This window comes from Phormidesmis sp. 146-12 (assembly GCF_052939495.1).
The window spans coordinates 10,425-26,711 of sequence record NZ_JBJPHS010000047.1 but is presented as its reverse complement, the minus strand read 5'-3'; the positions used below and the strand labels follow the sequence as shown (position 1 = coordinate 26,711).

Annotated in this window: 8 protein-coding genes; all 8 read right to left on the bottom strand. The window is 50.0% G+C overall.

Annotated features, from left to right (window positions below; translation table 11 throughout):
• Positions 1-64: 64 nt before the first annotated feature.
• The 8 genes from ACKFKF_RS19285 to ACKFKF_RS19250 all read right to left on the bottom strand — a co-directional run bounded on the left by ACKFKF_RS19285 (position 65) and on the right by ACKFKF_RS19250 (position 16,188).
• Positions 65-1,057: a class I SAM-dependent methyltransferase gene (locus tag ACKFKF_RS19285; RefSeq protein WP_446869184.1), complete on the bottom strand. Its 993-nt coding sequence runs from the start codon at positions 1,055-1,057 to the stop codon at positions 65-67.
• A gap of 58 nt (positions 1,058-1,115) precedes the next feature.
• Entirely contained in the window at positions 1,116-2,510 is a 1,395-nt protein-coding gene (locus tag ACKFKF_RS19280; RefSeq protein ID WP_446869183.1) for an oligosaccharide flippase family protein, read from the bottom strand.
• Positions 2,507-3,775, bottom strand: coding sequence for a glycosyltransferase (locus tag ACKFKF_RS19275; RefSeq protein WP_446869182.1), 1,269 nt, complete (start codon positions 3,773-3,775; stop codon positions 2,507-2,509). Before ACKFKF_RS19275 ends, ACKFKF_RS19280 begins: the two co-directional genes overlap by 4 nt.
• Positions 3,776-3,811: 36 nt before the next feature.
• A complete protein-coding gene (locus ACKFKF_RS19270) occupies positions 3,812-5,008 on the bottom strand; it encodes a glycosyltransferase family 2 protein (protein ID WP_446869181.1) in 1,197 nt (398 codons plus the stop codon).
• A 160-nt stretch (positions 5,009-5,168) separates the two neighbouring features.
• Entirely contained in the window at positions 5,169-7,511 is a 2,343-nt protein-coding gene (locus tag ACKFKF_RS19265; RefSeq protein ID WP_446869180.1) for a GumC family protein, read from the bottom strand.
• A 121-nt stretch (positions 7,512-7,632) separates the two neighbouring features.
• A complete protein-coding gene (locus ACKFKF_RS19260; protein WP_446869215.1) occupies positions 7,633-8,703 on the bottom strand; it encodes an SLBB domain-containing protein in 1,071 nt (356 codons plus the stop codon).
• Between the two features lie 196 nt (positions 8,704-8,899).
• A complete protein-coding gene (locus tag ACKFKF_RS19255) occupies positions 8,900-12,955 on the bottom strand; it encodes a non-ribosomal peptide synthetase (protein WP_446869179.1) in 4,056 nt (1,351 codons plus the stop codon).
• The gene (locus ACKFKF_RS19250; protein ID WP_446869178.1) at positions 12,952-16,188 is read right to left on the bottom strand and encodes a non-ribosomal peptide synthetase; all 3,237 of its coding nucleotides are present in this window, start codon (positions 16,186-16,188) and stop codon (positions 12,952-12,954) included. Before ACKFKF_RS19250 ends, ACKFKF_RS19255 begins: the two co-directional genes overlap by 4 nt.
• Between the last annotated feature and the right edge of the window lie 99 nt (positions 16,189-16,287).

Sequence of the window (16,287 nt, the reverse complement as noted above, 5' to 3'; positions counted from 1 at the left end):
TGATTACCTCAAAGTCTATTTTTTAACGTGAATTTACGATTGAAGTGAGAAAGTCTCATCGAATTCACGTTAGGTTAGGTTTGTATAAATAAAAGCCGGCCGCATCTCCTTCACCTGCTTGATTGAGTGAGATAGACTGAGCCGTAAACTCTGCCATTTCTTGTTGAGAGAAGATCGATGCTTTGGGATTGACGGCGTGAGACTGGCTTTCTCTAACCGCAATGTCTTTGAGAATTTGTTCGCTTGCCCAAAACTGATAGGCGTGAGAGTCAAAAAACAGTTGCTTTAGCTCAAAACCCGCCTGCTTTGCTAGTTGTTGAATACTTTTTGGAGTGTGGATGTAGAGGTGGCGCGGGGCATCGATCGCGACCCAGTTCACACGATATTTTCGCCAGGCAAAAGAGTCTGCGACGGGGGTTCTGATCAGGGCGTAGCGATCGGGTTTGAGCAGTCGATAAAGCTCTTTTAGGACGGTGAGGGGTTGAGGCATATGTTCAAACGAATGGTTGAGCATCACAAAATCAAAGGTTCCTTCGAGTTCGTGAACCGTCTTTTTGAGCACTTTTACGCCATTTTGATAAACAATATCATGGTCAATGAAGGGATCGATTCCTGTCAAATCTGTAAACCCTTCTAGCTGCATGTTTAAGAGCAGATTGCCCGACCCGCAGCCCACATCCAGAATTTTTGCATCAGCAGATAAGTGGATTCTTTGGAACCAATCGTGATAGTAATACTCAGGAATTTCAATGCCAAACGTTTTTCTCAGGATCTTTGAAAGCAACATGCCCAAAGTCTGGTTACCCTTTAGCAAAAGTTGCATTCGCTGTCGTCTTAAAAAAGTTTCTATCGGATGTGCTTTTGGCTCTGATAGGGCTTGAAAAGAGTAGAAATCTTGGGGATAGTAACGCGCCAGATCGCTGGGAATTTCACTGATTTGTAAACATCCACAAGCGCCACATTCCAGGTATTGAAACTGTTCTCTCAGCCCAAACATCATCTCTGAAACAAGGTGATATTGGTTGTCGATCGCATTCCCACAAATATGACAAGTCATCATTTTCTTCCCAATTTTTGCATCTTTAGTGGTTACTTTAACCATTACTGTGATCGGTTCACGAGGTCAGCAGTCCCTGAATAGGTAGCCCAAAGCCCAGCCCGTAGCGAAGCGCCAAAATTCCAATCAGTAGCCCTACAAACAAACCTGTCATTAACAAGTCTTGCTTGAGACAACTCAACCCTTCTCGCTGAAGCCCAAACGCCATCACGCCATACAGCGGCAGATCATTGAGCGCAACGGCAATAATCACCCCAGCCACGCCCAAAAATGAGAACCCAACTAGAATGCCAACCCCTGTAAAGATGAGCTTGAACAAGTTGCCCCAGGTTTGGTAGTTAGGTTTGCCGATCGCAATCAAAATCGGATAGAGCGTCTGAAACAAGATATTGGGCCAGATGCCGATCGCAAGTAACGGCAACATCCAGGTCGCGTCGCTGTATCGTTTATCGTACATGATAGTAATCGGAACATCGCCAAAACTAACCAGAATAGCCAGCCCTAGAGCTAATACCGCTAGAACAGGTTTGCGATTGTGCAACAATTTAGCGCGCAGCGTTTCTCTTGGTAGCTCGATCAACTGAGAAACAGCCGGAAAAATCACTTTATCTGAAACCACCGCAATAATGTTACGGGGCATATCAGAAATTGCCAGCGCGACTCCGTAAACGCCCAGAAATTGCCACGATAGCAGCCGACCCGATAGCAGTCGATCGACCTGTCCCGCGAGAAAGGTCAGCATGGTAGACAACAATATCCACTGCCCAAACGAGAACATTTCTTTAACTAATTTCCAATCCCAGGCCAGCCGATTGCGGTAGTTGGGGATTAGAAAATGGCTACGAACTACTTGTATCAGTTCCGATAGGAGTGCGCCGATTACCAGCGACCAGATACTTTGATTAAACCAGGCAAGGGCAATCAGGATGGCTGTCGAAAGAACCTGATTTTCTAGTTCAAATCGTGACCATCGCCCCGACTCCATGCGTCGAGTCAGCGTAAAAACACTCGTAGAATGAAAGCCGCCAATGACGCAGCTAATTCCCACGATCGGCAGTAGCCAAATCAGTCTGGGTTCGTTGTAAATCTGAGTGGCGGGCCAGGCTAGAACTAAACAGCCTAACCACAGTAGCACCCCTCGAATCACTTGGATCGTCCAAACATTGTTCAGGAGTTCTGGGTCATCGCCTCGCTCACTGCGGATAATGATTGGAGCCGAGCCAACATCCGAAAAAAGATGCAGTCCGACAATAAAAATAAACACTAGATTCATTAAGCCAAACAGTTCGGGAAAGAGCAGCCGCGTCATGATTAGACTGCTTCCCAGGCGCACGATCGTACTTAATCCATAGACAGAAACACTCCAAAATACGCCGCGCAAGGCCATTTTTTTGAGCGATGATTGTCCTTGAAAGCGCGATCGTAGCTTTGAGATCGAATTCGATACCTTCATCTGGCTCCCTCCGGGTAAGGCTGAACCGATGGACTGACCGACTGTAGAGGAGCCTTCTCTAGACTGGACTGAAAGAGGGCGACGAGTTTGGTGGCTTCGATCGCGACATCATGCTGTTGGGCGACTCGCTGTAAGCCTGCCTGTCCCATTTGTTGTAGCTGGTCTACGGGAGCTTTTAGCACCTCTTGCAGGGCGGCAGTCAACGCTTCGACCGATCCGGCGGGGACAAGCCAACCACACCGCCCTGATTCGACCAGTTCAGGAATGCCCGCAATGTAGGTACTGATCACAGGTCGTCCTAATGCTAGAGACTCCATAATTACCACGGGTAGCCCTTCAGCAAAACTAGGAAGTACCATTGCTCGCGCCGATAAGAGATGTTGACGCACGATCGCGCTACTTGTCCAGCCTGTAATTTCAACGTGATTTTGTACCTTTAGCTGCGTGATCAAGGCTTCTAATTTGGGACGCTGATCCCCATCTCCGACCAGTAGCAGTTTGATCGAAATGCCTTCTGAGACAAGCTGACTGACTGCCTGAACTAACAGCATTTGCCCCTTGGCTTCGCACAGTCGCCCGACACAGACTAAACGAGGCTCTGCTGAAATCGTGGTTGGCAACTGATGGAGGAAGTCGCGATCGAGTCCACACCGCACGACGTGAATTTTTGACCATTGGGCCGGGTCACACCAGCGATATAGTTGACTGCGACTAAAGGAACTCACCGTCGCCACAAACGTTGCCTGCTTGACTTTTTCGGCTAATCCCAGTCCTTGAGCTTGATCAAACTCATCAGGGCCGTGAACCGTGAAGCTATAAGTCGGGCCGCCCAATGCTTGAGACAACGCAGCCACAGCGGTCGAATTAGAGCCAAAGTGAGCGTGAACATGGCTGACTTTTGCCTGGGCAAACCATCGGAGCAACACACAAGCCTCGGCGAGATAAGCAAAGTGGCGCAACAGTCCGCGATCGGATCTCCAGCCTAGCTTACAGGTGAGATTCAAAGCGCGTCCAAACTTCACAGGATGGGTCAACGCCACTCGCACCAATGCTTTAACCAGACCTGCTAACCCCACATCTAGAATAATGCGAGTTTTCTTTAGCTCTGCTTTGTCGGCTTCATCGACTAGCTCGGACGCACAAGATCGCACCGAAAATCGGACAACTTTTACGCCACAGGCTTCGACGGCGGCAATTTCGCGCCGAATAAAGCTATGACTGACTTTGGGATATTGGTTGATGAGATAAGCGATCGTAAAAGACATGCAGCCTGCCTATTGTATGACTGAAGAACTAAAACCCTACTTCTCTAATAGGTCAACGACATCGCGCTCTGTCCGCACCCACTGCGTTTGAGGACGAATCAGGAACGCCAAGTAAACGGGAATTTTCCACAAAATGTAGAGCGGCACTGCTAGTAAGGTTTGGATGGGCAAGCGGTCTCGCCCAAATCGCACCCACGCCGATAGAATTGATCCCACCATCAACAGTCCTGCGATCGCCAGCAGGTTTGCCGGAAACCACGACGTTCCTAAAACACTAGCTAGAGTTGCGATCGCCGTCACACTTCCCCACAGCAGAATCAGCAATGACAAAGGCGGCACACTCAAATGTAAAGACAGCGCCAAGAGATCGACCCGTTTTTGGCGAATGGCTTCTTGAAGTAGGCGAGGCACCTGGGTTAGTAGCGTTTGTAGATGTCCATGTTCCCAGCGAGTTCTTTGGCTGCGGGTGGCTTGTTGCTGTTGGGGGAGTTGTCCGGTAATCTGTCCGTCTGGGCAAAACTGAGGGGGATAGCCCAAAATCGCTAAGTCCAGCCCAAACTGCATATCTTCAACCAGGTTGCCATTGTTGAGAGAGGCTTGATTGATCACCGCCCACGGAAAAGCCATTCCAGTCCCCGTTAGCAGACAAGGGAATCCTAAGCGATCGAGTCCTCTAGGACGCACCAGATTTTTGACCAGAAAGGCCAGGGCTGAAACCGCTTCTTTGGGATGAGGCTGGCTCGACTGTTGAAGTAAATAAAGCGCCTGAACGGGTCGCTGACTCGCCATCGATCGCCGTGAAATCTGATCGATCGTTCCACCCTGCACCCAACAGTCAGCATCGACTAAAACCACAACTTCAGGGGGATTTGAGGCAATAAATTCAAGTCCGTGAGCCAGCGCATAGCCTTTCCCGCGTTGATCGACATCCGTTCGCTCAGTTACCTCAGCCCCGCACGATTGGGCGATTTCAGCCGTTTGATCGTCACAATTGTCAGCAATTACAATCAGCCGATCGCCCGCTACCAGTTGAGGTAACAAGGTTTCTAACGTTGCAGCAATGCCGATCGCTTCATTATGAGCGGGTACCAAAACACAGATTTGAGGACGAGTTGGCAGCGTTTGTAAGCTGTTTGAACGAGGCAACAGAGCCGCAAAACATTCAACCCCCAGCACAACAATGGGAACCAGCAGCAGCAGCGCGATCGCCGTCAACAACAGAGTAATCAGCACAATTTATTTTTCCAGCGACACAACATTCAGGTCAACGGCGACTAATCTGTCTACAACAAAGCAATCAACACCCGAACCAACCGCAGTTCTCTCATCCCTCATCCCTCATCCCTCATCCCTCATCCCTCTCGCGAAGCGGAACGAAGTTCTCCCTCATCCCTCATCCCTCATCCCTCATCCCTCCCTTAGCCCCCGCTGGCAACAATCGTCGCGGCTTGAGCAATTGGCTGGGTTGATAATCTGTCTGCCGATAGCCGTAAGAAGCGCCCCCTACTTTTTCGACATGGTTTGTCACCACGCCTAATACAGGCAACTGGAAGTTTTTCAAACTAGTGAGAGACTGCATGATCACCGATCGCTTTGCTTTGCGGATGCCCACAACGAGCAGCAGTCCATCGGTGTAGGCCGTCAAAAAGCTCGTGTCTGCCAATCCCAATAGAGGTGGCGTGTCATAAATGACCAGATCAAACTCAGACTGAAACTGCTCAACCAATTGCTGCATGTGGTTGGTGGCAAGCTGTCGAGGCGAATCAGTCCCCAGGTTGCCCGCCGTCAAGACAAATAGATTGTCTGCGATCGCCGAGGGTTGTACGGATGCCATTGGCTCTAGTTCTTTGTCTAAAATGTCGGCCAGTCCAGTTTGATTAGACAGTCCCAGACGAGAATGGAGTTGAGGATTACGAAAGTCAGCATCGACTAGCAAAACTTTTTGACCTGTAGCCGCTGCGACTTGCGCGAGATGAAGGGCGATCGTGGTTTTGCCTTCACCGGGGCCAGCCGAGCCAACTACTAGAGAACGAATCGATCGCGAAGATTCTAAAAAGCGCAGACTGGCAAACAACGCACTAAACGCTTCTTGAAATAAGGACGATTCCATTAAGGCGTTTATTTCTGGAAGTAGCCCAACGAGCTTGCCGCTGGGTGTGAGAGTCGCTCGATCGCTGTAGGGAATCACCGACAACACAGGCAGCTTGATGGCATCTTGCACATCTTCGGTACAAAAGAACACGTTGCGTATCTTCTCCAGCAGCACAGCAGCGAGAATCCCTACTAACAAGCCAGCCACGACTCCAACGGGTAGTTTCTTTTTGATGCCGCGATCGGTGGCGATCGGGTTGCCCTTATCATCCACCGGAACTTTAGGTTCAGACACGAGTTGCCAGGGCACTTCTTTTTGGGCGGCATCGACCCGCAGCGTATCGCGTTGAATTGTCAGTTGATTGAGGGTTTTGGTGGCAATCTCTAGCTGTCGTTGAATCTCAGTGTATTGGCGAATAATTGCTGGAAACTGCCCCACTTGATTGGCGGTTAAGGCTTCGGCTTGGGTGATTGCCTGATTGCGAATCGACAACACCTGAATCTGATTGGCTGCGTCTGCAAGCTGCTTGATCAAATCCAACCGCACTGTGTTCTGAAAGGTCAAAACCTGGGGATTCACGTCTGATGGAATGCTTTGCCCCAAAATGCGGGAGGTTTCTTGTCCTAGTAGCGCCGTTAGATTTTTTTGCTGGTCGATTAGCGCCTGGAGTACCGGACTTTCTTCACTAAACCGCACGCCCTTGACCGCAATTTCGCTTTCTACTTTCTTAAGCTGGGTTAGTAGCTCCTGATAGCGGGGATCTTGGCTGAGGACTGAGGCAGCGATCGCTTCGTTAGGAGACAGTGCCAGTTGCTTTTGAAGTCCCGCATATAGGATCTGTTGTTCTTGAATGGCGCGACGAGCCTCTAGTTTCTGGTTCTCGATCGCTTGGGCTTGTTTGACTAACTCTGCCCCTTGGGTGTTAGGGTCGGTGAGATTGTACTGTTGTTGTAAAATTTGTAGCTGTTGCTGCAAGGTTTCAACTCGTTGCAAAAGTTTGGGAAGTTGTCCTTCAATAAACTCAACCCCGCCGCTAATCCGAGACTTGCGCGCATCTAAACTGTAGTTGAGATACTCTTTTGAGAAGGCCTCTAAAACCGCCTGCACTTTGCCCACATCGCCCGCCGTATAGCTCACATCGATCAGCTTCGTGTTGTCTAGCAAATTGGTGCCGATGCGCTGAATCACCAATCGTTTGAGGGCTAAGTCTGCTAACAGAGAATCACGGGTCACATCGCCATAGCTGGGGTGAACTCGTTTGGCAACTTTTGCTAACATTCCAGGGCTTTGCAGAACTTGCAGCAGCGTCGGATAGTCCACTGTGAAAGATGAAACTTCGCCCCCACGAGAAAGCACAGAGGGATCAGTCATCTTGGCTTCACTGGTAATCGGTTCGACTAGCAGCCGAAACCCCCCCGAATAGCTGTAGGGCGTTCTCAAAGAATGTAAGGTGTTGGCAACGGCGATCGTGACTGCTAGACCTGACACTAGCAAAGCATTCCGCCAAACGGTTCTAATTAAGGGCCGCAGGTTGAGTCCTTTTTGCAGCCGCTTAAAGTCGGGCGTAGGATCTAGTTCTGCGGGCGATTCTAGTGGCTCGTCACCTGGATGCAGGGATGCTTGAGCCGTGTTTCCTCGTTTCATGCGCTGACCTCTATCCATCTATTGCAGTTGAATTGAATCGAAGCCGGACTGTCGTTGCCAATGTTTTTCACCAATCTTCTTCGCCAATGTTCTTCGCCAAAATTCTTGACCAAACCTCGCGTCAAAATCCCAAAAGCTTCAGCACTCCCAGCGTTCCGGTAATGGGACTAAATAGAACACTTAAAAAGTCTGAAGTTCTAGCCAGGGCAGTGGGCTTGACCACCACAATGTCGTTGTTACGAAGGGCAGGATTGTTGGCGGCATCTAAGTTTTGAGAAAAATCGACGGAGATATTGCGACGAGTAACGGTGCCGTTGGGATTGAGGCGAATCAGTTCTACATCGCGGCGCGATCGTCCACTCTTAAATCCTCCTGCTGCCAAGACTGCCTGATTGAGCGACGTATTGGGGGGAATAGAAACCGATCCGGGGGTGACGACTTCTCCAACAATGCCGACTTTGATGATTTCGGGGGAAAAGTTGCTCGTGGCGATTTCGGTGGCTTCTGCGGGGTCAAGATTGGTGGCTTCTGGAATGATAATCGAGTCTCCATCGCGTAGCGCCAGATCTTCACGCTGCTCCCCGGCCTGCAAAAATTTCCAGAGGTCGATGTCAAAGACTTGCTCAGGGCCGCTTCTTTGAGGACGGCGCACCTGAATTTTGCGAACGTTGGCCAGTTGTGTGATGCCTCCAGCAGTTTGGATGGCTTTGGTCACAGTCGGCCATTGGCTCCCGGTATCGACGGTTGATCGTTCACTTAGGTTCGATCGCGAGGTTTCATTTCCGATCGGGCTGATGATATAGGAACCGGGACGATTCACCTGCCCCAAAACAGCAATTTTGAGCGGTCGCGGTGAGATCGAGCTAAGGGTAATCAGCGGCTTGCGAATAAATCGGGCATAGCTTTGTGACAGGGCCTTAGCGGCTTCTTCTAGCGTCAATCCTTGAACAAACACTGTCCCCACCCAGGGCAAATTGAGCGATCCATCGACTAAAACGGTGTACCGGGGTTCTAATTTTAGATCGGGGGCATCAAACATATCTACGCGAACGAGATCGCCCGGCCCCAGCGTGTAGGCATTTTCGGATGGGGCGACCCCTAAAGTTGCAGAACCGAGTTGATGGTAGGGCGTGACCGGAGGAAGGGCCGTCTGACTATCAGCAGGCAGGCAGTCCGCCGCCCCAAGTGTCACAGTCAAAGTCAAGGCGATAGATGAAAACCTTTTGATGCGGACGATTTGATCAGGCATTGTAACGCTGGATGGCATTAGTGAAGTAAGGGGTGAAGAAAAGCCGTCCCGATATTTTTTGTCTTGAGATATTTATGAGATTAGTCTTACCAGATTATGTCCTTGTCTGGGGGATGACCATGAGACAGTTTGGCAAGCATCACGTTTGACGAAGGCTGCGATCGCCAATCTGCGTGCGATCAATGCAGGTTCTTAAATCTTTTGCCAAAATTTGGACGTTGGGTTCTTGCAAGATTCCCAGGTGGTCGCCGGGAATGTCGTACAGTTCGACTCCATCCAGGGCGATCGCATCCCAGCCAAAGGTCGGGTCGATGGTAATTGATTCAAAGGGGCTGCGCTGCATGGCTCTAAATAGGGTAACTTTGCCGGAGTAGGGCTGCGGAACATAGTGGTTGCCAACTTGACAACGAAACTGGGAGCGACGATCGCTCGTCTGGGGTAGATAAGACTTGAGCTTAGGTTTGAGCTTGTGAATGAGATAGCTGGGCCCTTTGTTCAATAGTTCAGAAAAGTGGAGGAACGATCGTTGATACCAGGGCAGTCTCAGGGTGTTGTTGGGCACTTGCGTATCTAATAGAGCGAGTAGAGACACTTGTTCTCCTTGGGCTTGTAGCTGTTGGGCCATTTCATAAGCGACAACTCCTCCAAAGGATTCACCCGCCAGCAAGTAGGGGCCCACGGGCTGAATGGTGCGAATCTTTTCTAAGTACAAGCTGGCAATCTGGGGAACATTCTTGAGCGGTGACGCAGTTTCATCGTTGAGTAAAAGATCGACTTCTTCTTGCAGATAGACTCCGTAAACAGTTTGGTCACCCAGATGACGCGCCAGAGTGTAGTAGAGCAAGATGCCATAGATGCAGAATAGCGGCGGTGTGTTAGCAGTTCCCTGGTGAAGCGGAACAAGCCACTGTGCGGGTGGTGCAAACCCCTGATCGCGGATGAGTTGGCACTGAGTCTCGATCGTCGGAGCCTGTAGAATCGTTGAGAGTGAAAGCTTTTTGTTGAGAACTTCTTCAATTTTTGCAAACAGGCGAACGGCTAACAAAGAATGTCCCCCCAGTTCAAAAAAGTTATCTCGAATCCCGATCGCTCCCACGCCCAACACATCCTCCCAAATCTTAGTAAGCTGAAGTTCCAGGTCGTCTCGCGAGGTGACAAAGGTGGCTTGGAGTTGTTGAGCAAACTGGCGATCGTTTACGCTGGGTAGTTGGGAGCGATCGAGGGTGCCTCTGTCTGTAAGCGGCAGCGTCGTTAAATACACAAAGGCCGAAGGTAGCCTGTAGGTCGGCAATGTCTGTTTGAGAAAGCGATAAAGTTCGTGGCTAGTGAGTTCTGATACTGAATGAGGCACTACATACGCAACTAAGTGATCGTTTCCAGCCAGATCTTTTTGAGACAAAACTGCGACTTCTTGGACTTGGGGATGGGTGTCGATCGCAGCTTCCACCTCACTTAACTGAACTCGAAAGCCTTGAATTGTAGCCAGTGTTCCTATCTGCTCAAGCGTGCCGTCTGGTAAGTAGCAAGCCAATTCTCCCGTTGGATACAGCGGTTGATTTGTGGATGGATGGACAATTTCTGCCATCGAGTCAGAACAATTAGGCAGCAACCCCGCACTGTAGATCTCACCCGGAACGCCGATCGCAGGGGGTTGTAGATTGGCATCTAGTAGACATAGGGTGGATGCGATCGGGTGTCCAATTGGTGTGGGAATTGTGGATTTTGTAATCGGATAGTGGGCAGCGATCGGCAAAGATTCAGAAGGTTGATAGACGTTGATCAGTTGACAGGTTGGAAAGTTTTGCTGGAGTTTTTGAAGGTGGAAAGCCGATAAAACATCACCTCCCGTTAACACTTGACGCACGGATGTAAAGGCTTCGATCTGCTGATCAATCAGACGATTTAACAAGCGAGGAGCCAGCCAGAGCGTCGTGATCTGAGACTGCTGAAGGAATTGACCCAATTGATCAACTACAAGGTGAGGCGGAGCGATGACAAGCTGTGCGCCGTTTAGTAGACTACTCCAGATCTCAAAGGCTGCCATTCCAGAAGTGAGCGGAGCAAATTGTAGGACAACTTCCTGACGACTCAACTCGACGAACGGGTTGGTAGCCGTTTTAACGACCTGTGAATGTGGAATACCAAATCCCTGAAATCGATCGTGGGCAGCATTCGCAATATAGGCAGCGCGATCGCTCGAATACCCAATTAAATTTTCTGGACTATGCTGGCTGAGTTTGTCCCAGTCGTCCAGATAGACGATCGGCGTTTGGTTCGATATCGATCGCTTTGAGTGATCCGCAGGTTTCTTTGTCAACAACAACGATAGTTCTGATTGGCTTTGACCAGGTGCCAGAGGCAAATAAGCGCCCCCTGCTTTGAGAATTGCTAACAGTCCTACAATGGTTTCTAGCGATCGGTCTGAATCAATGCCGACCCGATCGCCTGATTGTAATCCCCAGCTTTGTAGGTAGTGGGCGAGTTGATTGGCGCGATGGTTGAGTTGTCGATAGGTGAGAGTCTGATGCCCAAACGTCACTGCAACGGCATCGGGAGTTCGGTCTACTTGAGCTTGAAAGACTTCATGAATACAGGGAGGTTGAGTGGTTGTGTCAATGGCTACCAAAAACTGCTGCTCTGTCTGAGTCAAAAGCGGTAAGGTTGCAATAGCCTGATCTGGGTTAGCAACAATGCTTTCTAGTAGGATTTGAAACTGGTCGAGCATCCGAGCGATCGTACTTGCGTCAAACAATTCGGCATTGTAGTCAAACACCATGCCAAACCCTTCATCTTGTTCGCGCATGACTAGCATCAAATCGTACTTCGTTTCTCCGTGGTAGATGTAGCCAAACAGAGAAGTCATCGTCAGATCGGGAAGGCTGACAGCAGCCATACCTCGACCATTTGACCAAGGCGGATTGAGCGTAAACTTCACCTGAAATAGCGGTAGTAGACTTTGTTGCTGTAGTTCATCAATGAGTCTTTCAAAGGGTAAGTCCTGATGAGCATAGGCTGCGATCGAGCCGTCACGCACTCGATTCAGAAGTTCTCGAAACGTGGGATTGCCTGCCAGACTGGTTCTTAGAATCAATGTATTTGAGAAGAATCCTATCAATCGCTCTGTTTCAATCTGTCCTCGTCCAGCGCTGGCAAAACTAACTAGCAAATCTTCCTGGTTAGAGTAGCGGTAAAGCAACACTTCAAACGCAGCTAACAGCGTCATAAAGAGAGTGGTTCCTAACCGTTGGCTCAGTGCATTCAACGCCTCATTGAGCGACTTGGGCAGCATTTTGGCACTACGATCGCCGCGCCCCGTTTGAATGGTGAGAGGACGAGGACGATCGTAAGGTAGTTGGATCAGCGGTAAGTTGCCTTCTAGCTTGCGCTTCCAGTAGTTAACCTGGGTTTCTAATACGTCCCCTTGTAGCCATTGTCTCTGCCAGTGAGCAAAGTCACCATACTGAATCGGTAGATTATTTTCTAAAGGAGAAAGGTCACCCACCGAGAACGCCGCATAGAGAGCCGTCAGATCTTGATAAAACACATCCGAAGAAGATCCATCACAAATCATGCAGTGCATATTCCACACCAGCAGATGATCTTGGGCACTCAATCGCAGTAGGAGCAAGCGCAAAATCGGCCCATTCAGCAAGTCAAACGGACGGCGGGCTTCCTCTGTTGCAAGTCGATACGCTTCTGCGTCACGCTGGTCTGACGGAAGGTTTTGGAGATCGACGATCGGTAGATCAATGACAGCATCCGGGCTAATAACTTGAGTCGGTTGTCCTTCTACTTCTGGAAACGTTGTTCTCAGAACTTCATGCCGCCACACGACTTCTTGAAGGCTTCGCTCTAAAACCACAACATCCAGTCGCCCCGTCAAGCGCACCACCACAGGCATGTTATTGGACGAACTATCAGGCTCAAATTGGTGCAAAAACCAGAAGCGCTGTTGAGCAAAAGAAAGAGGGCGAAGTTGATCTGGATCGAGGGGCACGATCGCCGGGAGTTGAGTATTCGCAGTGACTGCCTGACGCAAAAATTCGATGATTTCAGGCTTGTGTGCTTTCATTTGAGCGAGCAAGTCCGGAGTTAAGACATCTTTGGCGGCCCGATAGCGAAGCCGATCGCCTTCCATCCACAGGTTGACATCGAGGTGACGGAGTTGAGTGAGCAGGCTGTCGAGTGTTCTCATAGCTCTCCTTCCTCATCGTCGGCTGCTGCGATTTGTGTCCCTTGTCTCGCCCACCGCAGGGCTTCTACTCGCTCTGACAAAGCCGCGATCGTCGGCAACTCAAACAAGCTGGGTAAAGGGATTTCGACTTGCAAAACGGGACGCAGCCGCGAAACAATCTGAATCGCTAACAGCGAGTAGCCGCCCAATTCAAAAAAGTTGTCGTGAATGCCAATGCGATCGAGCTTGAGAACTTGCTGCCAAATCTCCGCCATCTGCTGCTCAACCTGCGATCGAGGGGCAATGTATTGTTCTAGAAGCGATCGCGCTGTCGAGTCAATTTGAGGAAGGGCGTTGCGATCAATCTTGCCGTTTGGAGTCAGGGGCAGACTTTCCAGCGTCATGAAAGCCGTTGGCAGCATGTGTTCGGGGAGCTTGCCCTTGAGGAACTGTCGCAGGTTGGGAATGAGATCCGCTGACGGGGAACTCACGGGGACAAGATAGCCCACTAGCGTCTTTTCTCCCGAAGCTTCGTTGCGAACTGAGACAACCGCTTCCTGAATGCTGGAATGCTGCAATATGGTGGCTTCAATTTCACCCAACTCAATGCGAAAGCCCCGAACTTTGACCTGTTGATCAATGCGCCGAAGGTATTCAAGATTGCCGTCTGGGAGATAGCGAACGAGATCGCCTGTTCGATACAGTCTGGCTCGTGGATCAGTGCTAAATGGGTCAGGTAAGAATCGTTCTGCGGTCAAATCAGGACGATCGAGATAGCCTCGAACAACCCCCGCCCCCCCGATGTAAAGCTCACCTGGAACACCAATCGGAACTGGTTGCTGGTAATCATCTAGTAGGTAAAGTTGAGTGTTGGCGATCGGGCGACCAATGAGCGGTTTGGCAGCCTCTTTGATCAGATAGCAAGTAGACCAAATTGTGGTTTCGGTCGGCCCATATAGATTCCAGACTTCCTTAGCGCGACTAACTAGCTCACCTGCCAGATCAGAGGGTAACGCTTCACCCCCACAAAAAATCTTCAGGTTTGGTGTGTTCTTCCAGCCGACGGCTAATAAGAGCCTCCAAGTAGCGGGCGTTGCCTGCATGATGGTTGCGCCTGACTGCTCGATCGCGTTGAGCAAGGCTTCTCCATTCATCGCAACTTGCCGACTCACTAAGCGCAGGGTGGCTCCGATCGTCAACGGCAGCAAGAGTTCTAGAACTGCGATATCAAAGGAAAGCGTCGTCACCGAAAGTAGGATATCTGTCTGAACAATGCCAGGACGCTGCTGCATGGCTGTCAAAAAGTTGACCACGCCTCGATGCGGCACTTCGACTCCTTTGGGCGTACCTGTCGAACCAGACGTATAAATAACGTAGGCTAAGGAATCAGGTGAACTTGCACAAGTCGGCGGATCAGTCGATTGTTGAGCGATCGCAGCCTCTCGATCCAAATAAACAATCTGAGCTTGAGAAGTCGGTAAATCGACGAGATTGCTCTGGGTGATCAGCAACGGGACTTGAGAATCCTGCAACATCAATGCCAGCCGCTCTTGAGGATAAGTGGGATCTAACGGAACATACGCGCCACCCGCCTTTAACACGCCCAATAGCGCGATCAGCATTTCTGATGTGCGTTCTAAACTGATGCCAACAAGTGTTTCTAACCCAACGCCCCGTTGTTGTAGATAGTGAGCAAGCTGATTGGCGCGATGGTCTAGTTCTTGATACGTGAGGGAGCGATCGTCCGAGATGAGTGCGATCGCATTAGGAGTCCGGTTAACCTGAGCCTCAAATAGTTGGTGAATGCTTTGGTCTGGAAAGTCAGCCTGAGTTTGATTCCAGTTTTCTAGTAGCTGGCGATCGGTGTCTGGTAATAGCGGAAGATGGCAAATAGGTCGATCGGGATGGGCGACAATGCCCGCTAATAGCGTTTCAAACGCTGCCATGCGCCGACGAATGGTGTCAGCATCAAACAAGTTGCGGTTGTACTGGCATTCTAATGTGAGCGTTCCTTTGAGTTCGGTCGCATTGACAAATAGCTCAAAGTTTTCATAAGCGCGAGGATTAGAGAAGAATTCCACCGCTAACCCATCAAAGGGCAATTGCTCGCCATCCATACCCTGATCAATGTTGAGCAAAACCGGAACAAGCGGAATCCGGCTCGAATCACGGGGAATCTTGAGCTTTTGTACCAGACTGCCGTAAGTGAACTGCTGATGATCGTAGGCATCCAGAATGGTCGATCGCCGCCCTTGTAAGTAGCGACTAAAAGACTGTTGGCTATCAATGTGACCCCGCATTGGCAATAGATTGACACAGTGACCGACGAGGTTATACAGTCCCGTAGCGGCTTGTCCTGCGGCTAACACACCGACTACCACATCAGACTGTCCCGTAAGGCGATGTAACCACACCTCAAACCCTGTCAGCATGGTAGACATAAAGCTACAGCCAAGTTGAGTGCCGAGTTGTTTGAGACCAGACACCACTTGAGGAGAGAGTTGCCAGTCTACTCGATCGGACTCAAATGTTCTCAAAGCGGGACGAGGGCGATCGGTCGGCAGATCCAACACGGGCACTGAGTCAGAGAACTGTTTGAGCCAGTAGTTTTGCGATTCAATGACATCGGGACTGTTCGCTTCTGCCTCTAGCGTCAAGGCGTAGTGGCTCAACGAATCGGCAGGGTCTAAATCAGGGGCAATCCCTTGTTTGAGGGCAGAATACAGCTTACCCAGATCAGGCATCAACACCGCCCAAGACCAACCATCGCAAATAATATGATGAGCCGTGACTAAAATTAAATGTTCCTGCGATTGCAGCTTGAGAATCTGTGCCCGAAACAGGGGCCCGTGTTCTAGATCAAAAGGCTGCTCGACACATTGTTTTTGTAGACTTGCGACCTGACGATCGCGCTCCACTACAGAAAGCCCAGACAAATCAAGATAGGGAATTTCAAGGTTCAGATGATCTGTAAGACATAAATTATTACCATCGGGACTCAACGTGGTTCGTAGTGCTTCATGACGCTGAGTTAATGCTTGGAGAGCATTCCGAAACGCATCAACATCTAGTTCTCCTAGTAGCCGCAGCGATTGAGACTCATTGTAAGCACAGTTTGCCTCATTCCCCATTCGCACAGATGCCCAAATTTCTCGTTGAGCCTCGGTTGCGGGAGCAGTCAGCAACAGTTCCCCATTTGCAAAGGGGTCAAAATCTACGGCAGTCGGGATAATGTTGGCAGAGGATAGATTCATGGGAGGCAGGTGAACAAAATATGAATAACGAATGGCTCGGACTCTAGCACCCGTTTTTTGAACGTAGTTGCTGAGAGTAGTTGCTGAGAGTAGCTGCTA